Origin of the sequence: Pseudobutyrivibrio sp. LB2011, from assembly GCF_000701765.1 — a bacterium.
Lineage (GTDB): Bacteria > Bacillota > Clostridia > Lachnospirales > Lachnospiraceae > Pseudobutyrivibrio > Pseudobutyrivibrio ruminis.
The window spans coordinates 662,428-686,014 of sequence record NZ_JNJS01000001.1; the positions used below are offsets into that span (position 1 = coordinate 662,428).

At 37.7% G+C, this 23,587-nt stretch carries 21 protein-coding genes and 1 other RNA gene; 4 read left to right on the plus strand and 18 right to left on the minus strand.

Annotated elements, in window-relative coordinates; translation table 11 throughout:
* Positions 1–9 precede the first annotated feature (9 nt).
* Together T375_RS03080 and T375_RS03085 are read right to left on the minus strand one after the other, a co-directional pair.
* Positions 10–624, minus strand: a complete 615-nt coding sequence (locus tag T375_RS03080) for a hypothetical protein (RefSeq protein ID WP_044934665.1) — start codon at positions 622–624, stop codon at positions 10–12.
* 67 nt (positions 625–691) lie between these two features.
* A complete protein-coding gene (locus T375_RS03085; RefSeq protein ID WP_044934668.1) occupies positions 692–1,927 on the minus strand; it encodes an MFS transporter in 1,236 nt (411 codons plus the stop codon).
* Positions 1,928–2,033: 106 nt separating this feature from the next.
* Here T375_RS03085 and T375_RS03090 point away from each other — a divergent pair, with 106 nt between their 5' ends.
* Positions 2,034–3,116 (plus strand): endonuclease/exonuclease/phosphatase family protein, encoded by a 1,083-nt coding sequence (locus tag T375_RS03090; RefSeq protein ID WP_044934671.1) that lies wholly within the window; start codon positions 2,034–2,036, stop codon positions 3,114–3,116.
* 2 nt (positions 3,117–3,118) lie between these two features.
* Here the strand turns inward: T375_RS03090 and T375_RS03095 are convergent, their stop codons facing one another.
* Genes T375_RS03095 through T375_RS03110 form a run of 4 tightly spaced genes read right to left on the minus strand, consistent with a single transcriptional unit; the run spans position 3,119 to position 9,956 of the window.
* On the minus strand, positions 3,119–4,330 hold the full coding sequence (locus tag T375_RS03095) for an AAA family ATPase (RefSeq protein ID WP_044934674.1): 1,212 nt from the start codon (positions 4,328–4,330) through the stop codon (positions 3,119–3,121).
* A gap of 24 nt (positions 4,331–4,354) precedes the next feature.
* Positions 4,355–5,185 carry a hypothetical protein gene (locus T375_RS03100; protein ID WP_049960265.1) on the minus strand — a complete coding sequence of 277 codons (831 nt, stop codon included), beginning with the start codon at positions 5,183–5,185 and terminating at the stop codon, positions 4,355–4,357.
* A 7-nt stretch (positions 5,186–5,192) separates the two neighbouring features.
* Positions 5,193–6,428 carry a DUF5716 family protein gene (locus T375_RS03105; RefSeq protein ID WP_033154207.1) on the minus strand — a complete coding sequence of 412 codons (1,236 nt, stop codon included), beginning with the start codon at positions 6,426–6,428 and terminating at the stop codon, positions 5,193–5,195.
* An 18-nt stretch (positions 6,429–6,446) separates the two neighbouring features.
* Positions 6,447–9,956: a DUF5717 family protein gene (locus T375_RS03110; protein WP_044934677.1), complete on the minus strand. Its 3,510-nt coding sequence runs from the start codon at positions 9,954–9,956 to the stop codon at positions 6,447–6,449.
* 163 nt (positions 9,957–10,119) lie between these two features.
* Between T375_RS03110 and T375_RS03115 the strand changes: the two genes are divergently transcribed.
* Positions 10,120–11,208 carry a pyridoxal phosphate-dependent aminotransferase gene (locus T375_RS03115; protein WP_044934680.1) on the plus strand — a complete coding sequence of 363 codons (1,089 nt, stop codon included), beginning with the start codon at positions 10,120–10,122 and terminating at the stop codon, positions 11,206–11,208.
* Here the strand turns inward: T375_RS03115 and T375_RS03120 are convergent.
* A complete protein-coding gene (locus T375_RS03120; protein WP_049960266.1) occupies positions 11,197–12,201 on the minus strand; it encodes a glycoside hydrolase family 25 protein in 1,005 nt (334 codons plus the stop codon). The two genes, T375_RS03115 and T375_RS03120, sit on opposite strands and share 12 nt — an antisense overlap.
* 2 nt (positions 12,202–12,203) lie before the next feature.
* Entirely contained in the window at positions 12,204–12,725 is a 522-nt protein-coding gene (locus T375_RS03125) for a GNAT family N-acetyltransferase (protein WP_044934683.1), read from the minus strand.
* Positions 12,726–12,855: 130 nt separating this feature from the next.
* Here T375_RS03125 and T375_RS03130 point away from each other — a divergent pair, with 130 nt between their 5' ends.
* Positions 12,856–13,503: an HAD family hydrolase gene (locus T375_RS03130; RefSeq protein WP_044934685.1), complete on the plus strand. Its 648-nt coding sequence runs from the start codon at positions 12,856–12,858 to the stop codon at positions 13,501–13,503.
* An 11-nt stretch (positions 13,504–13,514) separates the two neighbouring features.
* Here T375_RS03130 and T375_RS03135 read toward each other — a convergent pair whose 3' ends face one another.
* The 6 genes from T375_RS03135 to secG form a co-directional block, all read right to left on the minus strand.
* Positions 13,515–14,645, minus strand: a complete 1,131-nt coding sequence (locus tag T375_RS03135; RefSeq protein WP_049960267.1) for a D-alanyl-D-alanine carboxypeptidase family protein — start codon at positions 14,643–14,645, stop codon at positions 13,515–13,517.
* A 123-nt stretch (positions 14,646–14,768) separates the two neighbouring features.
* Positions 14,769–15,110: a transfer-messenger RNA gene (gene ssrA, locus T375_RS13405) on the minus strand.
* 10 nt (positions 15,111–15,120) lie between these two features.
* Positions 15,121–15,663 carry a Maf family protein gene (locus tag T375_RS03140; RefSeq protein WP_044934687.1) on the minus strand — a complete coding sequence of 181 codons (543 nt, stop codon included), beginning with the start codon at positions 15,661–15,663 and terminating at the stop codon, positions 15,121–15,123.
* Positions 15,663–16,130: an SsrA-binding protein SmpB gene (gene smpB, locus T375_RS03145; RefSeq protein WP_044934689.1), complete on the minus strand. Its 468-nt coding sequence runs from the start codon at positions 16,128–16,130 to the stop codon at positions 15,663–15,665. Before smpB ends, T375_RS03140 begins: the two co-directional genes overlap by 1 nt.
* 15 nt (positions 16,131–16,145) lie before the next feature.
* Positions 16,146–18,401 carry a ribonuclease R gene (gene rnr, locus T375_RS03150; protein WP_044934691.1) on the minus strand — a complete coding sequence of 752 codons (2,256 nt, stop codon included), beginning with the start codon at positions 18,399–18,401 and terminating at the stop codon, positions 16,146–16,148.
* Between the two features lie 54 nt (positions 18,402–18,455).
* Entirely contained in the window at positions 18,456–18,698 is a 243-nt protein-coding gene (gene secG / locus T375_RS03155; RefSeq protein ID WP_033154215.1) for a preprotein translocase subunit SecG, read from the minus strand.
* A 167-nt stretch (positions 18,699–18,865) separates the two neighbouring features.
* Here secG and T375_RS03160 point away from each other — a divergent pair, with 167 nt between their 5' ends.
* Positions 18,866–19,720: a putative ABC transporter permease gene (locus T375_RS03160; protein ID WP_049960268.1), complete on the plus strand. Its 855-nt coding sequence runs from the start codon at positions 18,866–18,868 to the stop codon at positions 19,718–19,720.
* Positions 19,721–19,766: 46 nt separating this feature from the next.
* On the opposite strand, the gene yajC is transcribed toward T375_RS03160, so the two are convergent.
* The 4 genes from yajC to T375_RS03180 all read right to left on the minus strand — a co-directional run bounded on the left by yajC (position 19,767) and on the right by T375_RS03180 (position 23,570).
* The gene (gene yajC, locus T375_RS03165) at positions 19,767–20,117 is read right to left on the minus strand and encodes a preprotein translocase subunit YajC (protein WP_044934693.1); all 351 of its coding nucleotides are present in this window, start codon (positions 20,115–20,117) and stop codon (positions 19,767–19,769) included.
* A gap of 109 nt (positions 20,118–20,226) precedes the next feature.
* A complete protein-coding gene (gene tgt, locus T375_RS03170; RefSeq protein WP_044934695.1) occupies positions 20,227–21,363 on the minus strand; it encodes a tRNA guanosine(34) transglycosylase Tgt in 1,137 nt (378 codons plus the stop codon).
* The gene (gene aroC / locus T375_RS03175; RefSeq protein WP_044934697.1) at positions 21,360–22,454 is read right to left on the minus strand and encodes a chorismate synthase; all 1,095 of its coding nucleotides are present in this window, start codon (positions 22,452–22,454) and stop codon (positions 21,360–21,362) included. The genes tgt and aroC overlap by 4 nt, the downstream gene beginning before the upstream one ends.
* A 60-nt stretch (positions 22,455–22,514) precedes the next feature.
* A complete protein-coding gene (locus T375_RS03180; protein WP_044934699.1) occupies positions 22,515–23,570 on the minus strand; it encodes a lactonase family protein in 1,056 nt (351 codons plus the stop codon).
* Positions 23,571–23,587 lie beyond the last annotated feature (17 nt).

Genomic DNA, 23,587 nt, shown 5'->3' on the forward strand with positions numbered 1-23,587 from the left:
GAAATAATATTATTGTTGTTCCTGTTCCTTCTCCCTGATAGCTTCTTCTCTTTCGGTAAGATCCTGCTCCCAAGAAGAATACTTGTCGATTAGCTTTTCTTCGTAATCGAGTATGGTCGGGCTGTTTATTGTGGTACTCACATAAAACATTCCCAAAACGCAAAGCAACAATGCAATGCATAAAATTAATAGGACTTTGTTGATAGCTTTTAGTCTTTTGATTTCTGAAGAATCACTTGTGACTTTAGCCACAACTTTTTTATCGGCTTTTTCCTTCTTAGCTTTAGATACTTTTTCATCAGAAGATGAATTTGTATCTTCTGTTTTTTCTTCTGGTGTCACGTCTTTAGGGGGTTCTTCTAAAGAATAAACAGGAGGAATATCCTCTGGCGTAAAAACCTCTGAATCTAAAAGATTCTGCCTAAGCTGAGCTAGAAAACTCATACCGATTTCAGTGGAAAACATTCGCTGATTCAAAAGCTTTTTATATACAGTGAGCACAGCATTCTCATCGCTGTCTTTGATCTGCCCCAAGATATACTCAACTGCCTTAAGCTCTTTGGCGGCTTTTTTTGCTTTATTCTCATCATCGAAGATGTATCCACCAATATTATACTTAGCCATATCAATCCTTTAAAATAATTGTATATAATTATTTTAGCAATTTGTACCAAAAAAATCTATCTTTTATTTAATTATTTTCGCAGATTTTTGCTAATCCAAATATAGCTATTACCACTCCTGCAAAAGTGACCAATGTGCCAAACCATAAAGCAGGTGTTACACCAATAATTCTAATTAATACACCGCCAAGTAAGCTTGAAAGTAAATTACTAAATGTCATAGCTATAGTTACAAAAGCCTGTCCTTTAACAGCATCCTGCTTATTCATGATTTCATCTACAAAATGAACAGATGCTGGTATGAAAATCGCAAAAGCCAAAGCCTGGAATAACATACTGAAATATAAAAATCCAACAGATGTTGCCAAGGTTGTAACAAGAATTTTAACAAAATAAAATACCGCAGAAACACCAAGAAGCTTTTTGGTGCCAAATTTATCCTTAAGCTGATTAAAGAAAATCATAGCAGGAAGCTCTACGATTGCCTGTAGTGCTAGTAGCCCTCCGTTGCTGGCCTCGTTTCCTCCAACATTGACGGTGATTTGATATAAGAAATTGTTTATCAAAACATGTCCAAAATAAAAGCAAACAACACCAATTAAAAAAACGAAAAACATCTCATATTTACTAATAAACTTCTTTACTGATTCTAAACTGAAACTATCCGATTTTGATTCTTCGGAAAACGGATCATAATCTTCATTAATTTCAATTCCCGAATTCTTTAATTCTCTATATATAAGAATGATTACAACAACAAAGGCTGCAGAAACAATAAATCCAAGAATAGTTACTGCTCTTTCAGATGTAAGAGTCATGAAATTTCCAACAAGCAAACTCATTATAAAAAAGAAGAAAGACCCGCTTGCTCTGGCAACTCCAAAGTTCATTTTCACATTGTATTTTTCAATATGGAAATTAAGCGCATTTAAAAATGGCTGTATTACTGTGGCAACCATAGCTCCAATAAAGAATGTGAAGCTAGTTCCAAAGCCCTTAGAATTTGTTCCTATAGCAAAGAATAAATCCAATGTAACAACAGCACCAAGCAAAGCTAAAACATCTACCACATCAAAGCTAGCAGCTTTATCTGTCAGATATGAAACAACCTGTTGTAACACTGTAGCTACTAAAAAAGCGATAGCAAATAAAGCACCTATTCCAACTGTGGAATAACCTCTGTTAGATAAATAAGCTGAGCCCATGCTGATTGTACAGCATACCATCATCCAGTATAGACCCTGAGCTATTATGTAATATAAATTCAGTCTGTACTCTCTTGACTCTTTAATTTGAAAAATCATGTCTAACTCCTTAAAATTATTTTAATATATTATGAATTTTAGAATTCTAACAAGCTTTTATGATATATTATTAATGAATTTTTAAACATCTGAAAGGAAAGAATATATGGCAAAAAAAGTTTTAAAAACCATTCTTATTATTCTACTAATCATCGTTCTTTTACTTGTCGGATATGTAGTTTATGTATTCGCTTCGTATTATCGTTTAGACGATAATCTAGAACTCGAAATCGAAGGTTCAACATCTACAGATACTCTTTCAATCGGAGAAACCTATCGAATATCATCTGCAAATCTTGGATTTGGTGCATACTCTGCAGACTATTCATTCTTCATGGATGGCGGCACAGAGTCATGGGCATACTCAAAAGAAGCTGTGTACGATAACATCAATGGCTCAGTAAATAGCGTTATGTCTTTGGGCCCAGATTTAATGCTTTTCCAAGAAGTTGATATCGATTCTACAAGAAGTTATCACGTAGATCAGAAAGAACTTATCATTTCAGATTTAGCTGATGCTGATATAAGTGATGTAAACTACACTTTCGCGCAAAATTATGATAGTCCATTCTTGATGTATCCTTTTACTCAGCCTCACGGTAAGTCAAAAGCTGGACTTTTAACAGTTTCACCAGCCACAATAACAAGCTCTATCCGTCGCTCTCTTCCAATCGAAGAAGGCTTATCAAAGTTCATCGACCTGGATAGATGCTATTGCAAAAACTATATTAATCTTGATAATGGCAAACAGCTTGTTTTATACAATGTTCATTTGTCTGCATACACTACAGATCCATCAACTGCTGAAAACCAGGTTGTCATGCTCAACGAAGATATGACCGCTGAGGTTGAGGCTGGCAATTACGTTATTGCCGGTGGCGATATGAACAAAGATATGCTTGGTGATTCATCTGCATACTTTGGAACAACTAGCGAAGCTAATTGGGCCCAGCCATTCCCAGAAGATTTATTATCTGATGACTTTAGTGTAGTAGGACCACTTGATGAAGCAAATCCTGTTCCATCATGTAGAAACGCCGACACACCATACACCAAGGATTCCTTCGTATTAACAATCGATGGTTTCATTGTTTCTTCAAATGTTAAGGTTGAATACTCAAATGTATTAGATACAGGCTTTGCATATTCAGACCACAATCCAGTTTATATGGACTTCATTTTAGAATAATATTAAGCATTCTTTCTGGCACTGCTTGAGCTTGTGCCACAGAGCTTATCAACTGATTTGATGATTTCCTGAATCTCAGGTAGATAGTGCTCATGGTTAATCATGAGCCTATCTATTTCATCTCTTTCTTCTTGAACAATTCTTCGATGGTCATCTAATCTATCCCTAATCTTCTTTCTTCGCATAACAAGTCTATGTCTGCATTCTGACATATCCTGTCTATCAACAAGGGCATTTACCTGATTCAACCAAATCTTATCATCAGCAAGTCCAATCTCACCTAAAATTCTCTCCAATTTAGAATTGTAAAACTCAAGGTCCTCATTGTTTTGAATATATCTTTGCTGGTCTCTAAGCTTATCTTGATACTGTTCCCAAACGTATTGAAGCTCGGCTGAAGTTTTGACAAAATATCTATCTTTCGAATACTCAACTGAATTGGTCACATTAACGTATTTCATCCTTTCTACGTTGAGCATGCTAATAGCCTGATTTAAATGAACAATGGCAACTTTGTTTTCTCTGGCAATTGTATTCTGACGAACAAAAACAATAAATCCGCTAACAGCGCAGATAAATAAAACTATAAACACCCAGATAGAAATATCTGCCTGAGCTGCATTGTACATAGCAAGCAATAAAATAAGCAGCGTCATAAAGGATGCAAGAATGGCAACGGCCATCTTTCTAAAGAGTTTAATCTGCCCCTGAAGCTCTTCTCTTTCGATTTCCCATCGACTTTTTTCACCTTCAAGATAGGCAAGATTTCGCTTAAGCTTTGCCTGATATATTTCGTCTGATGCAAATCGATTAATGATTTCAGGCATATCAGCCTCATCATCAGAAATCACTTCGTATTGTTCATCTGTAATGTTTCTCTGGATTGATCTTGCATTAACAAGATTGTTTTCCAATTCGCATATACGTGACGCAGTATTACGAAGCTCCTTTGCTTTTTCCTTTGGCAGATTCTCTATAGCCTTTATATCATTAAGATAACGAGTAACAATTCGATACTCCATTTTTTGGCGTTCCATAGCCTTAGTGGATGCAATAATCTGCTCGCAGGAATCCAAAATATAATGTTCAAGCTTCTTTGGATCTTCTTCCCAACTATCGATTCCTTCGATTTGGGAATAAACTCTGTTAAAAGCATCATCAATTTTAGCTGCTCTAAGTTCTTTTTTCTTTTTTCTACTTGAAAAAAATCCCATACATTTCTCCCTTTAGGATATTAATTAAATCCTGCAGATTTTTATATATTCTTCTTTCCAATTATTGATAACATTTTGGATTGTTTCCTTTGATACCTGGGACGATTCACCATAAAGCAAATCATTTATAGCGCTATCAAAACCAACAATATCTTCTTTTATTGTGGACCTGGAAACAATCTGCAAAACTTCCTCTACATCGCTTCTAGGGACTTGATATTTAGCAACATACTCCTCAAATCCAAGCTTATCCTTGCCACAGCGAGCTGCGTATAAAAGACAATAAAGAGTCTGCTTCTTTTGATTACGTTTGTAGCCTTCATCAAAGCATTTGCTGGCCTCATCAAAAAAGAAAAGCTTTGCAAAAGCACATCCTAAATTGTGATAAACATCTCCTTCTACTGTACGAGGCATTGTCTTTGCAACATCCTCAGCAAGTAGAGTCTCGTATTCATAGATGGCATCTACAAGCTTGTTGCCAAGCATTAGTCTATCAGCTCTAAGCTTACGTCTTTCGGCCTCCGATTTGTTTTCAAAGGTTGAAATAATAGAAAGTGCATCCTTAATCTCTTTGTTGGAAGCGTATCCATTGGCGCTTAAAATATGGCCTACAAAAATATGCAAAGGCGAATTGTTTTGCACCATTGACTGAAGCTCGCTAGCAAGCTTAGGAAATTTAAGCTCTCTGCCAATCCAATTACAAAGCTCCGTGTTCATCAGCTTAGTAGAAAGCAAATAAACATTATTTAGCATGTAATAGCTAAGCTCCTCAAGAGAATATACATTCAAAGACACTTCTTCTATGTAATAAGGTGTAGCTGCTATTGAATTTTTGCAATAAATCAATGTACTCATAAACTACCTACTTAATTGAAATAGTGTGTTCCCAGCTTTTGCCAGAGGATGGAGAAATTTCTCCGAATCCTAAATCCGTAATTACGATAGATACAGCCACATCAGAAATAGGACTTGCTTCTATTCGAAGACGAGTGGTTCTGTTTTCTCGTTTTGGCATATCTGTTAATTCAAGAACCTCTGTGTGAGCTTCCCTTGATTCTGGCCTTTGGATGTAGAATTCAAGCTCTGGCTCACCATCCAGAATTACTTCACACTCTCCCTTTGCATCGTACCAGCTTTGTCCGGCATCGATAAGGGTGAAAAATTTCATAACATTATTTTCTAAAATCTTTATTGAAAGATTAAGCTTTAAATCGTTGTCGCCAATGTAAATGAAAGGCCAGTCGCGTTTGCCATCCTTGGTGTAGCCTGCATAACATGCGCCCTTTGAATAAAGGTTCTTTCCCATGAACACCTTACGGCCCTTGCAAAGTCTAGCAAGGCTGACCTTCATCCACTCGCCATCAAAGCCGTCCCCAACAAGATAAACTGATGAAAACAAAGTACTTCCAAAAGTGTCAGCTATTATCTCATCAAACTTTTCATCTCGATTGTCGGTAATCTCTCCATGATTAACTACATCAAGTGTAATCATCTGAGGACGAGTGCTTTGATTACGATTCAACACACACGAAATCATGTTTGAACCGCTGTAATCAAAAAGGGCTACGCTATATAAAAACAACTCTGGCCTCTGTGATAATGCATAAAAATAAAAGCATTCGTTGCGGTCGATAAGCATAAGCCTATTGGAATCTATGGATAGTCTGGAGATGATATAATTCATCAATTCCATGACCTCAAGATTTACCTGATCTACGCAAACAACAAGCTTTTCTATATCCCCCATGGCAGCCATAGGACCTGGAATAGCAAAAAGCTTATTAAAATATATAACCATAAGCTCTCTAGCTTGAAAGCTTTCTCCATCAACAAAAACTTCCTCATTCTTGAGAGCCAAAGTATATAAATCGTCTACAAGCATAGCCTCCTTTGTGCGGCTTTTGCTAATAGCTTCATCGCCAAAAAACCATTGTCCCATACCGTATCGCTTAGCAAGTACTGTAGGGATGGAATAATTTTCCTCACCAAGAATCGTGCTGACTGTAGCCGGCTCATCCATATTTGATTTATAAATACTAAGAACTGTGCTTCTGGCACTAATATCTATGCCAAGATAAGCCCCCTCAGAATTTCCCATATAAATCCTCTTTCACCATTAAATAATAGTAAATAAATCTCTTGTAACAGCATCCAAGCCCTGATAAGTCTTAAGGTCAGCAGCAAGCTCTCCTGCTTCCTCGTATAGGTTGTGGCGGCTGATACTATTCATTAGAGCGAATCGGCCATTCTTAACATCAGGCTCATCACTCATAACTATTGTGTCGCTCTTTAAAGGATCTTCTGAAAGCTCATCACAATAGATTTCGTATCTAAGCTCGTCACCATAAAACAGGATAAACTGCTTTACGTACAATCCGTCGTACATTTCAATCATGTCCTCCTCAAGAGGCTCCTGACCGTTGATAGAGTATGTGATAACGACAGATTTTCTTTTATCAGTAGCAATTTCTATGAAATGCTTGTCATACAAGTGATATTTAATTTTTAGTTTCTCATTGCAATTAACAAAGAATCCAAAGTACTGGTTACGCAAAATGGCATCTGCCAAAAGCATATCCAACATGCTCATATCATCTTCATCCAGGTCTTTCTGTAGACAAAGATACTTAAGAAGAGCTATTCGCATACTTTCGTTAACCGTAAGGCCCTTTTTATATCTATTGTAAATATGTGAGAAAATCTCTCCTGGTACTTCCTTGTGCTCAGACAAATAACTATGTGCTTCGTATGTAAGGAAAGCCTCGACAATCATTTTGTTGTTCTTTCTAGCAACATATGAATCAAAGACTTCCATTATGCCATCGCAAAGGAAATCCCTATACAGAACCTGTGTAAGAATTCTTTCAGAGAATTCCACAACATCTTCACCGCGTTCATAAGCGTTGTTGTAAATCAGCATCATGACGTCTGTTGGGCCAACATAGAATTTGATGAGATACCTAATCATATCTCCATGTACAAATCCCTTTTGTACCAAATGAGCAGTCATCAGGATAAGAAAATCATCTGTTTTTTCAGAATCCTGATTTATCATAAACTGACACAGCTTTGTAGCAACCTCTGGCCTTAGCTGAGAACCGTTTGTATGCTGAAGCATGTAGTAGGCTTCCTCGTATTTGCTGCGGCTGACAAACACCTCAAGAACATCGGCAATCACCTCTGCTCTAAGAGATTTCAAATCTGCCTCATGCATAAAATGACGCTCTATCAAAGCATCCTCTTCGTTTTTACGAAGTACCTTGATAATCTTTGGATACATGCTACGCAAATAATCCAAAGAAATCTGCTTAGAATCCAGTAACATTTTGATGCTTTCTGAATCTTCCAGATTATTTAAATCCATAAGAACGAAAGCCATGCTCTGTGGCGCCAATTCCTTAAGGGTATTGAAATATGCAGTAGCATCTATAACGTCTTCCTTAAAGTATGCTTCATCATCTACAAACAGATAACCATCATTATCCTCAAGGAAGAAAACACCTTCGCTGCCTATGTAGTTAACATAAGCTTTATGATCTGAAACATTAGCAATCACAGGTGTTTTGAACTCATCTTGATATAAGAAAATTCTACGTATATCCGGATTGATAACGGCCAGCTTCTTTTTGAATGCCAGTTCCGAAACAAGCTTTGCAACCTCTTTATCAAAAATTCCAAGCTCCATGAGACGCTGATAACATACAGCAAGATTGTCATCTAAACGACCAAGCTTTAGCTGCTCAAGTGCAAAGGTTTCTATAGCTGATTCATAATGATCATAGGTATCACTATCTTCTGCCCTGTGTAAAATAATATTGGCATAAAGAAGTGCTTTCTTTTCATAAGAAAGATCGTTGTTGTATTTAAAGAACATAGTAAGAAGCTGTGGGAACCTATCTACAGAATAGGTAGGCATAGCTTCCATGTATGCCTCAAAAATGCCTGATACATGAAGGTTTGCTTCGATAGCCATTTTAAACCACTTGAAGAATTTTTCTTCGATGTAGTTTGCCTTTAAAAGATAGGTAACAATGGCAAGCAAAAACTGTAAATCAGGATAGATTTCATAGCAGGCTTCAATAATAGGAAGCGCTTTAGGATTGTAGGTCCTCTCAGATTCAATAACATGAATCATCTGAATAGCAATATCTTTTGAAATTGCATTTTTCTTTCTAGCCCAATTAAGAACTTTGATTGTAAGTTCGTCGAAGGATGATATTAAATATGGATCCTGGACAAAAATATAGTAAGCCTCAATGTAAAGAAGAGGCGAATCAAATCCTCTTGATACCCAGTCTGAAATGTCCCTGAGCTTCGCAGTAGGATTCTTTATGTATTCCTTTCTCAGGAACATCAAAAACCAGAAAAGCCTAACATCATCAGGATGCTCAAGATAAATAGACTCTATGTTGCCAGTAAGCCTATCTACGTATGATTCTTCCCTTTCGATAAGGGTGCAAATATACAGAAGAAAAGCCCACTGTGTGCTGCTTTTATCTTCGATAGTTCGCTTCAAATCCTGAATAATCCAAAGAGCTTCTTGCTTTTGATTGTTTGTAACATAAACCAACGCTCTCATCAAAAGAGTAAAATTGTCTTCTTCGTCCTCTTCTGAAATGGAATCTAATACAGAAAGTGTTTCCTGACACCACTGGCCTGTAGTGATTTTACGAAGTCTAAAGTCTTCGTAGAGACGACATGCCTTAAGAATCTGCATATCCTTCTTATGCTTTTCAGAATCTAAAGTAGCATCCTCTTTTAAAGATGATGCGATAATAGTGATTTCCTTATGAATGCCTCTGTAATCAAAAGAAATCTTGGCATAGTTGAGACCTTCATGCATTCTATCTTTGTGAATGTAATAATTCATATTGAAGATAGAGCCGAGGAAAAAGTCAGATGTAATATGTTCTTTTTCAACTGACACAAAATCAGCATCGCATGAAACTTTTACATCGATGTAGCCCCATGTAGAACGAACAATTTCTATTTCACCACGAATGTTTTCATTAACCTCGTAGTATTTGTCACATCTTTCCTGCACATCAAAGGACATTTTGGGCTTTAGTCCTGTAGAAACAAGGAATTCGTCTACATTAACAGCAGCAATCGGAGCTGCTTTGAAGCCACGATATAATAATCTGGTGCGTTTATCTAAATCAGAAATGAACTCAGCGAATCGTTCTGAATAGAACACAGAAACAGCTTCGCTGAAATGATTTTGAGCAAGCTCTGCAAAAGCCTTTAAATCATGAATTTCCCCAACAGAAGTGATTAAAGGTCGAGTAGCGTATGTAATGGTAAAAGGAATGTGCTTTTCAATTCCTACCGCTACAATAATGAACTCACCTGAAAGAGCCTCTCCTGATTTGTAATTGAAATCGTCCACTTTATATTCGATACGAACGTTTTCCTTGTCAAACCAAGGGTCGCTAACCTGCACGTATGGATTTGTACAATAGACTACGCCCCTGATTTTAACGTTGTTAAGACTCTTAAAGAAGAAACTGCCAGTAAATGTATCGCCCACATAGCATGTCTCTTCTATCTGTTCTCTTTCAAATTCTATATTTGGTTTTAAGTCATCGAATTTATCCTCTGATATTCGATAGATTCTTTTTCTCAAAACATTCTTCCTCTACATTCCAAGGATTAGGTATACACCCACTAATCCTAGCATATTCTTTTCAAATTATAGCACAACATGTTGTGTTTTCAAACGAAATAGAAACAAAAAGATGGATATTTGTTAAACGTGGTGCTACTATATAAAAAACGAGGTGATAGGCATGATTAAACACAAAGACCACTTCCATGGAAGTGATTTAGAAAAAATTGAACAAATCTACGGAATTAAAAAAGAAAACATCATTAGCTTCTCTGCTAATGTTAATCCACTTGGGATTTCTCCTAAATTAAGAGAAGGAATCAAGGAGCAAATCGATTGCATTACAACATACCCTGACAGAGATTACGTACAGCTTCGTCAGTGCATTGCAAACTACTGCTCTACAGAGGTTGAAAACATAATTGTAGGAAATGGTTCAACAGAGCTGATTTCCCTTTTCATCCAGATTCAGCAGCCTAAAAAGGCTCTTATTTTGGGACCAACATACTCAGAATACGAACGCGAAATCGCTTTATGCGGAGGAAAGACTATCTACTATCCTCTTCGTGAAGAAAATGATTTCGTACTTGATCCAGCTCATTTTATAAGCAAGTTATCAGAAGATATCGATATGCTTATTATTTGCAATCCAAACAACCCTACCGGTACTGCAATCAACGTCCATGACATGCGTCTTATTCTTGATGCCTGTAAGGAAAGCGATATTTTTGTAATGGTAGATGAAACATACGTGGAATTTGCAGAAAATGTAAAAGAAATATCTGCAGTCAGCCTTACCAGAACCTATACAAACATCGCAATACTGAGAGGAACTTCCAAGTTCTTTGCAGCCCCTGGTCTTCGATTAGGCTATGCTATTTGTTCTAATTCTGATTTAATGCAGATTATGAACCAGCGTAAAGATCCATGGTCAATTAATTCAATCGCTGTAATAGCCGGCACTCTAATGTTTACTGATGAGGATTACATTCAAGAAACAAGAGATTTAATAAAATCAGAAAGAGACCGCTTATTCAAGCTTTTTGATGAAAGTAGCCGTTTCAAGCCATATAAGCCACAGGGCAATTTCATGCTTTTAAAAATATTAGAAGACGGCATTACAAGTGGGGATTTATTTGACAGATGTATTCGTCAAGGTCTCATGATCAGAGATTGTTCCACATTCCCTTATCTTGGTGAAAAATACATTAGAATTTGCTTTATGAATCCAGAAGATAATACAAAATTGGCTAGCCTTTTATTGGGCTAGCCAAATATCTAAATCGACATTTCCATTTATTCCACTTACACTACCAGTTTCAGAGTACTGCCATATGTCAAACTCATATGGCCAGTAAAACTCTTTGTTATAACCAGCAAACCATTTCTTGTAATCAGTAAGCTGAGTAAAATCTAGAAGCATCGCTCCCATTTCAGTATTATGATAAATCATTGAATCATATCCTGCATTCTGGACAGCCTCTAAAAATGTAATAGTAAGTGCTGTTCTATCTTCTACTGTAAGGCTATTTGTTCTAGCCTCGCTATCGCTTACCTTTTCTACGTCAAATACAATTGGAAGCTGAAGTGTATATCCATCTAAAAGATTAAGAACAGTGGATGCTTCCTCTAAAACTTCCGCCTGGGAAATAGCCTGTGAAAATACATAAACTCCAACATCAAGACCTGCTGCCTGGGCGCCTTCGATGTTTTCGATACATTTTTCATCTACGACGATTTTGCCTGTGCCATATCCTCTGTAGACAGCTCTTACAAATACAAACTCAACACCATCGGCAGCAACTGCCTCCCAATCGATATCACCCTGATGAGAAGAAACATCTATTCCTTTTCTAGAAACAACCTGGCCGTCCACTACATAAGAATAAATGCCATTTTCATCCTCTTGAAGATTATTGATATCAAAAGAATTCTTAGGAAGCGAATCATTAACTGGAACAAAATTGTATTTGGAATTTGCTGCAACAACAATATATTCAGGATATAGCGACTTCAAAACCGAAATAATTGTGTTCCCCTCTTCTAATGATTCTTTGATAGAATCAAGAACACTTTTCTGGCCCTCAGCCTTTGCCTCATCAACAAGCTCCTCAACCTGAGCACTGGAATAAGTCTCACCTTCTTGAACCTGTATTCTGCTATGTGTATCAGCAACTATGTAAATAATGCCGACTGCAATCAAAGTAAAAAATATTGATAATGTAGATACCAATATATATCTAAGCGCTCTTTTCATAACCATTATTAGTGAGGCATGTCGTTCAAATCACCGATTTGCTTTCTATACCACACTATCCCTTTCCATTCTCCGAATTTGTAACCAATATCTGTAAAATGACCTACCTCTTCAAATCCCAAAGCCTGGTGGAACTTGATGCTAGGCTCATTGTCATCTGTAATAACTCCGTACATGAATTTATATCCCATATCAGAAAGACGCTTCTGAAGCTCACCATATAAGGCCTTTCCTATTCCAGATTGCTTAGGAACATCAGGTGCTAAATATATAGTAGTCTCCACTGAATATTTGTAGGCATCATGATGACGAACCCTGCCGCCATAAGCCATACCAATCACCTTGCCTTCAGAATCGCAAGCAACGATGTAAGGATAATCCTTTTTTGTTTCGATAATAGACTGTTCGTAGTCTTCAACCGAGCCATTTACCTCTGTGAAAGTAACAAAAGTATTTGCAACATAGTATCCGTAGATGTCGCAAATGGCAGCGGCATCGGCAATTTCAGCCTCTCTAATATAAAATTCCATCATGTCCTCCTAAATTAGCCGGTAAAAAAATCATAACAAAGGCATACTAATAATTCAATATTTTTCCTTTACAAATACCTATAATAGCTATATAACAATTAGAAGAAAATAGAAAGAAAAGGTTAATACTATGAAATACGACACAATACTATTTGACTTAGATGGTACACTTTTGTACACACTTGAGGATTTAACTGATTCCATTAATCATACACTTACAGAATATGGATTGCCAACTCATCCAATTGAAAACGTCAGACGATTCGTTGGAAACGGACTTAGAATGCTTGTTGTAAGAGCATTACCTGATGGCGAAAATTACGATAAATTTGACCAGTTTTTCGCTGACTTTGTAGATTACTACAACAATCACAATCGCATCAAAACAAAGCCATATGATGGAATCCTTGAAACTACTAAAGAACTATCTGAAATGGGTATCAAAATGGCAATCGTTACCAACAAGGGGCAAACAGCCAGCAACTCATTACTAGATGATTTCTTTAAGCCATATATTAATATTGTCATTGGTGATGATGGAAGTCACAAAAGAAAGCCTGATCCAGAGCCAATCAATCTAGCTCTTGAAGCATTAGATATAAAAGATAAATCGTCAGTTTTATATGTTGGCGATTCTGATGTAGATGCTGCCACTGCAATCAACTCAGGGCTCGATTATATCTTATGTACATATGGATTCCGCGATATGGAAGATTTAAAGGAATTCTCACCTGTCGCATTTATCGATTCAATCAACAAAATCAAAGAATATCTATAAAAAGAAAAGGCCTACTGCGTGTAGGCCTTATATATATCTACGTGATCATAAATGCATCTCCACGAGCTTGAAGACTTTGCTGTACAGCATATGTATTCAGTTCCATCATCAGCTATCATAGAGCTGACAGCACAGTTTCCAGATTCATCTACATATCCTGTCTTAGCACCCTCAATGGTGCCTCCAATATCCTTATCTTCAATTCTACGCAAGAACCAATTTGATATTGTAATTCCCTCAGGATTAACATTTGTACCTGTAGAATTATAAACCTTAGTGGTAAGAACCTCTTTGCATAACTCATTGTCCAATGCCGCCATCATAATAATAGACATATCATATGGTGTACTATAATGATCATCACTGTGGAATCCAACTGGATTAGTAAAATGTGTACCAGTAAGTCCTAATGCCGAAACCTCTTCATTCATCATAGTAACAAAGCTATCTACATCTCCTGCTACATACATAGCCAGCTGAGCCGCAGCATCGCCACCTGAAGGAAGAATCGTTCCATAGAACAAATCCTTAACAGTAACTTCTTCATCCTCAACAAAACCAGAAGTAGAACCACCACCTGCATATGAATAATCAATAGCTTCGTGGGACATAGTAACAGTTTCATTTAGCTGCTCTTCTGTAAGATTGTTTGCTGCCACAAGCACAGTCATAACCTTAGTCATAGATGCTGGAACAATCTTTTCATAGGAGTTTCTAGTACCAACTATTTCCTTTGTGTCATTGTTTATTAAAATAGCATATTCACTGACTACATCTCCGCCAATAGAAACAGTCGAGTCTGTCTCTGATGCCGAGTATACGCCAGAAGAACTACTTGTTTCTTCTGATTCAGTCTCTGTTGTATCCTGGCTAGAATCTGTAGAAGCACCTGTTGTCACCTTAAGGCCAGTAGTTTCCTCCTCTTCAGACTCAGAAGCAGACTCAGAAACACTTTCCTCTGCAGCAACTCGCATAGTATCATCAGTACCTTTTATATGGGAAACAATTAGACCACCGATAATAACGATGGCTAAAGAAATTGCTCCAAGTTCAGAATAAACCTGGATTCTTCGTATAAGTTTTCTTCGTTTACGATAAGCTCTACGCTCCTCGTTTGTCATGTGTCGTGTAGATTTTGCCATAATATTACTCTCCACCCTTTATGATTTAATTCTAACATCCGAAAGGAGCCTCGACAATTTAGAACGTAATTTCTGTTAAATATAACGAAAGTCCCATTTCACAATGTGAAATGAGACTTAGAAAAGTGGACTAGACGGGAGTCGAACCCGTGTCCAAAAGCCAATTCCCGGCCCTTCTACGAGTGTAGTTTGTAATTTTACATTCCCTCCACACAGCTCTTACAAACAAGATATGTGCTTTAGTAGCTTCATGATACGCCCACTATCGCAAAGCTTTGATAGCGTCGTTTCCTACAGAGTCGAAGTCTGGGTCCTAAGGTGTAGGTGCCCTAGGTCAGACTGCCGCAACTAGGCAGCGTATGCTAAATTATCTTCAGCGTTTAATTTTAAGTTTGGCCATTTAACCCATTACCGTGGGACTCGCTTCTTCCGCTGCATGACCCCTGTCGAAACCATTACTAGCCCTTATTAAAGTTTACAGCGACCTATAAACTTTAGCCAAAGGTAAACCAACAACGTTATTGTAATCACCTTTAATCTCCTTAACTAAAACAGCACCTTTGCCCTGAATGCCATAGGCACCAGCCTTATCCATTGGCTCGCCTGTAGCGATGTATTTTTTAATCAATTCAGGACTGTTTTCATACATAACAACTTCAGTACATTCTGCGAATGTATTGATATTTCCTGTCTCGTCAACGATAGCCACTCCAGTATACACCTGATGAGTATTTCCTGACAAGCGCGAAAGCATTAAAAATGCATCTTTTTCATCTTTGGGCTTTCCAAGTATCTTGCCATCGTAGGCAACAACTGTATCTGCAGCCAGAACAACCCTGCCAGGATTCTTGTCAGCGATAGCTTTTGCCTTAAGTAGGCTTAAGTCCATAACGACTTCATCTGGCTTAGTCTTGTCTGTAACTTCTTCTACATTGGCAGCCTGCACTTCAAAATCGATACCGACCTGCTGTAAAAGTTCTTTTCTTCTTGGTGAGTTTGATGCAAGTATAATCTTCATTAGCCTAAATTCCTTATCTTAAAGTCTCTTTCTGCTTCGCGCTTCATATCCTTTTTCTGAATATCAGCACGCTTATCGTATAGCTTTTTACCTTTAGCCAAGGCAACCTTTACCTTTACAAGGCCATTATTAAGATAAACCTCAATAGGAACGATAGTATAACCATTTTCCTTGATTTTGCTAAGCAAGCGATTAATCTCTGACTTGTGAAGCAAAAGCTTACGAGGACGAAGTGGGTCTCTATTGAAAATGTTGCCCTTTTCATATGGATTTACGTGCATCTGATAAATAAACATCTCACCATTATCAATACGCACAAAAGCCTCCTTTATGGAACATTGACCAAGTCGCATAGACTTGACCTCAGTTCCGTGAAGCTCTATTCCTGCCTCGTACTCTTCCTCGAGAAAGTACTCATGATAAGCTTTTTTATTATTTGCAATTAGTTTTCTGCCTTCTTTATTCATAATCTTTAGCTCCAATTAAAAACGCTGAAATTCGGTAAGGATAAAATCGATAGTACGAGCTTGCTCATCTACAGAATCCAGTATTACTGTAACAGGCTGACCTAATTTAAAGGTACGACCAGTTCGCTCGCCAACAAGTGTAAGATTCTCTTCGATAAAATCATAATGATCATCATACAATGTCGATACGTGAACCAGACCTTCAACTGTATTTTCAAGCTCAACGTACATTCCCCATCCTGTGACTGAAGAAATATTTCCAGTAAATTCCTGGCCAATAAAATTCTTCATAAACTGAACCATTTTCAGTTTATCAACTTCTCTCTCACATTCCTCAGCTCTACGCTCAAGCTTGCTTGTTTCAAGAGCTACCTGTGGAAGAAGTGATTCATAATGAGAAACCTTTCTATCGTTCATCCTTCCTCGTAAATGATCCTTTATAATACGATGAATCTGTAAATCAGGATATCTACGAATTGGTGATGTAAAGTGACAATAGTACTGTGCAGCCAAACCAAAATGTCCCTTGCACTCTGTGTCGTATCTTGCCTGTTGCATACTTCTGAGAGTCATCTTTGTAATGACAGCCTCGTCCTCATGACCAGCCAAAGATTCTAGCATCTTTTGGATTTCCTTTGGATGAATGCTGTCCTTATTTCCTTTAAGTGTATAACCACATGCACCTAAGAAACGGCTTAATGACTGGATTTTCTCTGGGTCTGGAGCTCCATGAACACGATATACAAATGGAGATTCCATGAGATTGAAGTGCTCTGCAACAGTTTCATTTGCAGCCAACATAAAATCTTCTATTAGTTTGTGAGCATCATTGCGCTCATATGGTGCCAGACCTACAACCTTTCCTGACTCATCGATTACTATATGAGTCTCTGGGAAATCAAAATCTATAGCTCCTCTCTTCTTACGCTTTGCGCGAAGAATCTGGGATAGCTTATACATTTGGTCAATCATCTCGGTAACATCAGCGTATTCGCTACGTTTAACCTCATCACCAGTCATAATAGCAAATACATCAGTATATGTCATACGATGATTGCTGTTAATTACAGATTCGCAAATATTGTGATCTATAAGCTCGCCCTTTGGATTGAATGTCATGATACAAGAAAGGGCCAATCTATCCTCTCCCTCATTCAAAGAACACATGCCATTTGAAAGGGTATGTGGAAGCATTGGAATAACTCTATCAGCAAGATAAACTGAAGTTCCTCGCTTAAGCGCTTCCACATCAAGTGCTGATGATTCCTGCACGTAATTTGTAACATCAGCAATATGAACTCCAAGAACGAAATTTTCCCCATCCATTTCAAGGGAAACACCATCATCAATATCCTTAGTATCCTCACCGTCAATTGTGATGACTGTCAAATCTCTAATGTCATTTCGTCCAGCTCTATCAGCTTCAGAAACAGGCTTAGCAACATTAGTAGCCTGCTTTAAAACCTTATCTGGGAACTCAGGATCGATACCAAAGCCTCTGACAATAGATAAAATATCTACTCCAGGATCATTCTTATGACCAATGATTTCAGTAATGACACCCTCTGGCTTATGGGAATCATCGCCATAGTCATCAATGTGACAAACTACCTTATGACCAGTAACAGCTCCCATATCCTTGCCAGCAGGGATGAAAATATCTCTATCTAATTTGTTGCTATCAGCAACTACAAAGCCAAATCCATTGCTTTTTTCATAAGTGCCCACAACGTCTGAAAAACCGTGAGCAATAATACGAATAACACGAGCTTCCTGGCGTTTACCAGGAGCACCAAAGGTAAGAACAGCTGCTACTGTATCATCCTGCATAGCAAAAGCCGTGTTATCTCTGCTAACAAAATAGTCTTCGTCGCTTCCCTCAACCTCAATAAAACCATATCCATCTTTATGAGATATAAATCTCCCAATAATATCAGGCTCCAAATTCTCATTCTTTGGACGATTTGCATTCTTTGCGACCTGATTAAGAGACTGCTTCTTAGCAGCTACTTCTGCTTTTGAAGGTTTCTTTGATTTATGATCTTTTAGCTTTATGAATTTAGGTCTGTTTTCAGCAATCTGATATTTGCCACGCTTTGTAATTTCTACCTGTCCCTCGTCAACAAGCTCTTGCAGGACCTGCGCAAACTCACTTCTTTTATCCTTCTCAACATCAAGAAGAATTTCAAGCTCCTTCTTTTTCATTGGAACATAAGCCTGACTTTTAAATACATCCATCATAAAATGCTTTTGTTTATCGAACTCTCTCATAAACCTCCTAAACAACAAATGCCACCCTTAAAGGGTGGCAAAATAAAATCTTTCTTAAAAGCTACCAATATTCAATACTGCTGAAAGCACGAAGAATAAGATAACGCAAACTGTTGTAAGCTTAACTAATAAGCCTTCACGCGAACGTCCCTTATTACGGCTCCAGTATGAATCAAACTGCTGACCTGATAATGAACCAAGGCCATTCTGCTTTCCTTCCTGGAAAAGAATGATAACTGTAAGTGCCACACAAATAGCAATTAATAAAAATATAAGAACTATCTTTAATGTTTGCATAATGCCTCCCGAATAGCTAATATTTAAAAACTAAAATTGCGACCTTTCGCAACATTTGAAGTATATCATAGGGTATATTTGATTTCAAGCAAATTCAGCAAATCTGTGTCCTTTTATTTTGTCCCCAAAACAACTATACTATTACTTAACGCAAAGGAGAATAAGTTATGTTAAGTAGGTATTTTGTATTATTTATTATTTATAGTTTTATCGGGTGGATTTACGAGACGTGTTATTGCACTATACACGAAAAAGCTTGGGAAAATCGAGGCTTTTTATATGGTCCTTGTATCCCACTTTACGGCGTGGGTGCTACGCTAGCCCAGATTATTTTTGTAGATTTACCTTTCATACATAGTAAGAGTCCTTCATATTTAACAATATTCTTAGGATGCGCCGTCGGCTCTTTCTTTCTAGAATATGGTACATCATATATCTTAGAAAAAAGATTTCACGCAAGATGGTGGGATTACAGTGATTTACCACTAAATATAAACGGACGAGTTTGCCTTATATTTACTTGTTGTTTCGGAATCGCAGGAATAATTGTAACCCAATTTATAGTGCCACCAATCGTAAGCCTTATTGTCATCATCCCTCAGATAGTCATAGAATTACTAGCACTAATATTTATGTTTCTATTTGGAATGGACATGGCATTAACAGTTTCTGCTCTCACAACATTTGCTAAGGAATTCGAACGTATTAATGATCAAATCAATAGCCAAATGGCAGAAAAAGTGGAAGCACTTACAACAAATCTGGCCGATGCAAAACTTGCTAGAATAGAAAAAGCAAACGAGCGTAAAGAAGCTGCTTTTGTAAAACGTGAAATGACTGCCGAAAAACTCGAAGAAATAAAAGAACAATTGTCCAGCGAGGCGGTTAAGCAATGGATTATGAATGCTACCGAAACTCAGCGTGGCCAGTTCAGACACATTGCCAAATTCACTCACCCAGTGGCATCCACAAAATCATTATTAAACAAAGGTTCCGAATACTTACGGCATAGAAAAAAATAACAAAAATAAAGCCACCCATATGGGTGGCTCTTTTAGTCTAAATAAATTATTTAGTCTTTTCTTTTTTATCTTCTTCCTTAGAAGCCTTAACAGCATCCTCAGGCTTTTCAATCTGAGCGATAGATGCCTTCTGCATTGGAATACGGCAGTTCTTGTTGCTTCCGAACTCTACGATAACAGTTGTGTCATCAGGAATTGCAATAACAACACCATAAAAACCGCTTGTAGTAAGAACTGTATCACCTACAGCAAGTGTAGACATCATAGCTGTCTTTTCCTTCTGCTCCTTCTGCTGTGGACGAATCATGAAAAAGTACATGAATACAAAAAGAACTACTACCCAAATAATTAAGCTGATTGAGCTATTAGCTGCAGTTAATAAAACTGAACTGTTCATTAAATTATTCCTCCTAATCGTTGGCCCATTGGCCAGTCACTGAAATTTATTTTACATAAAGAATACTATATTCGCAAGAAAATTATACCATTTAATATATTTTTAAGATTTACTGTTCTCCTGCTTCCATTGAAGCAAGCTTATTTTTCTTATAAGTAGCAAATTCACCTGCATATAAAGCGTTTCTAATTTCTTCCATCATTGTGTTGTAGAAGTATAGATTGTGAAGAACACAAAGTCTCATTCCAAGCATTTCCTTTGCCTTAAGCAAATGACGAATGTAAGCTCTTGAGTAAGTCTTACATGCTGGACAACCACAGCCTTCCTCGATAGGTCTCATATCCTTTTCAAACTTCTGATTGAAAAGATTAAGCTTACCATGGTTTGTATATACATGACCATGACGACCATTACGGCTAGGATATACGCAATCAAAGAAATCTACACCTCTGTCAACTGCTTCCAGAATATTAGCTGGTGTACCAACGCCCATTAAGTATGTAGGCTTATTCTGAGGGAGATATGGTACTACGTGATCAAGAACATCGTACATCTGCTCGTGGCTCTCACCAACAGCAAGACCACCTACTGCATATCCTGGTAAATCAAGCTCTGAAATAGCCTTGGCATGCTCGATTCTGATGTCGTTATAAATTGCTCCCTGATTGATACCAAAGAGCAACTGCTCTTTATTAATTGTATCCGGCAATGAATTAAGACGAGCCATCTCTTCCTTGCAACGATGAAGCCATCTTGTAGTACGAGCCACAGAATCTTCTACGTATTTACGTTCTGCAAGTGCTGGTGGGCACTCATCAAAAGCCATAGCAATTGTAGAACCAAGGTTTGACTGAATCTGCATTGATTCTTCTGGACCCATAAAGATTTTACGACCATCAATGTGGGAATTGAAGGTTACACCTTCTTCTTTGATTTTACGAATACCAGCAAGTGAGAACACTTGGAACCCGCCTGAATCTGTAAGGATTGGTCTATCCCATGCCATAAACTTATGAAGACCACCAAGTTCCTTAATAAGCTTATCTCCTGTACGAACATGCAAATGATAGGTGTTTGAAAGCTCCACCTGGCATTTGATATCTCTTAAATCGTCTGTAGATACCGCGCCCTTGATTGCAGCAACTGTACCAACATTCATGAATACAGGTGTTTCGATAACACCGTGAACAGTATGGAATCGACCTCTTTTAGCTCGACCTTCTGTTTTTAACAATTCGTATTTCAATTCTTATAAAACTCCTTAATATAATCTACTCTATCTGTCATATGTGAAAGCAACGCATCACAAATTGTAATAGCACACATAGCCTCTACCACAACTACAGCACGAGGAACAATCACAGGATCATGTCTACCGTGGATTTCAATATCTACATCCTCATGTTTTTCATTAACAGTAGCCTGTACTTGCGCAATAGATGGAGTTGGCTTAATAGCACATCTAACAATAATATCATCTCCATCAGAGATGCCGCCCAGGATACCACCACTGTGATTAGTAAGCTTTGTAACAACTCCATTGTCCATTCTGAAATTGTCATTATTAATACTGCCTAAAGTCTTTGAAGCAGCAAAGCCATCTCCAATTTCAACGCCTTTAACAGAACCAACAGATACAAGAGCCTGAGCTAATTTAGCATCAAGCTTTTCAAAAACTGGATCACCTATGCCTGCTGGTACACCAGTAATAAGACATTCGATTACTCCACCAGCGCTATCCTTGTTAAGCATACAAGCTTCCAGGTATTCTTCTGCCTTTTTAGCAGCCACTGCATCTGGCATACAAAGCGGATTGTTATCTCTTTCAGATAAATCAAAATCATAGATTTTAATGTCGCCAATAGACTTAGTATAGGCGCAAACGGTAATTCCAACCTCATTTAAAAGCTTGGCGCAAATAGCACCAGCTGCTACACGGCCGATAGTTTCTCTTCCTGATGAACGCCCACCACCGCGGTAGTCTCTAAGGCCAAACTTTTCAATGAAGCCGTAATCAGCATGGCCAGGCCTAAAAGTAGTGGCAATATTTCCATAGTCCTTAGAGTGCTGATCCTTGTTTTCAATCATCAAAGATATTGGTGTACCAGTAGTGACACCCTCAAACACACCAGAAAGAATAACAACCTCATCGCCTTCTGCTCTGGCAGTCGTATACTTAGACTGTCCAGGCTTTCTTCTATCAAGATATGGTTGAATATCTTCTTCTGAAAGCTTTAAGCCAGCAGGAAAACCATCTATAACAACGCCAAGGGCTTTGCCATGAGATTCTCCCCAAGTTGTCACTGAAATTCTATTGCCAAATGTAGACCCTGCCATATTCTCCTCCTATGAAAAAAGGGCTGCGCCTTGCAGCCCTTAGATAATACATACGATAATTTATTTTATCTTTACAACAACAATACTATTAGGCTTAGCAATTTTGATAGGTGCATTCTGCATTAAAGAATGACCTGTCTTTTTATCAATAGTAAAGCTTCGAATTTCATTTGTATCATGATTCAATGAAACATAATACTTATCCTTAGGCAAAACAGCAAAGCTCTTTGGATAATCTCCACTGATGAAACTGTGTGAGAAGTATTTGATCTTTCCAGATCTTTCATCACGCTCGTACATGCAAATAGCATTTAAACCATCCACGCTGGCATATACGAACTTGCCATCCTCGCCAAACTTAATGTTTGTTCCTGTACTGATTTCCTCATCAACACCAACAAGAAGTGATACTGTCTGGATATTTTCAAAATCAGGATGACCCTCGATAATATGATAATCGTAAACTAAAATCTCATTAGACATTTCAGTAATTACATATGCATATTTTCCATCTGGAGAAAACTTCATTTTAAGTGGAGCTGAACCCATTGCGCAACGAACAATATCAACAAGATGAAGCTTGCCCATTTCATAGTCTACTTCGTAAATCTTAATCTGATGAAGACCATTTTCTACAGCACAAAGGAATCTCTCATCTGGAGTAAGTTCAACACATGTGCAATGTGGATACAAAGGACGATCTGCTACTGATTTACCAATTCCCTGATGGAAAATACCATCAGCAATACCGCTTATGCTTCCATCCTCGTTGAGTTTCATCATTGTAACACGACCATCATGATAACCTGCTACAAAAAGATATCTGTTCTGTGAGTCAACGCAAAGGTTACAACCTCTCATACCGCCAACCCATTCCTGGTTCATCTTTTCAAGATCACCATTTTCAAGAATCTTGAAGGAAGCAACACCTTCATCTGCAATAGAATAAAGATATTTGTTATCCTTTGAATTAATGATGTCTGATGGATTGTTGATAGGAGCTACGCTCTGTTCAACCATCTTTCCTGTGTCAGGATCAACATCATAAACATAAATACCAACGCTAGTCTCATGTGTATAGGTTCCCACATAAGCCACATATTTGCTCTCTGCCATTATATTCTCCTCGTAAC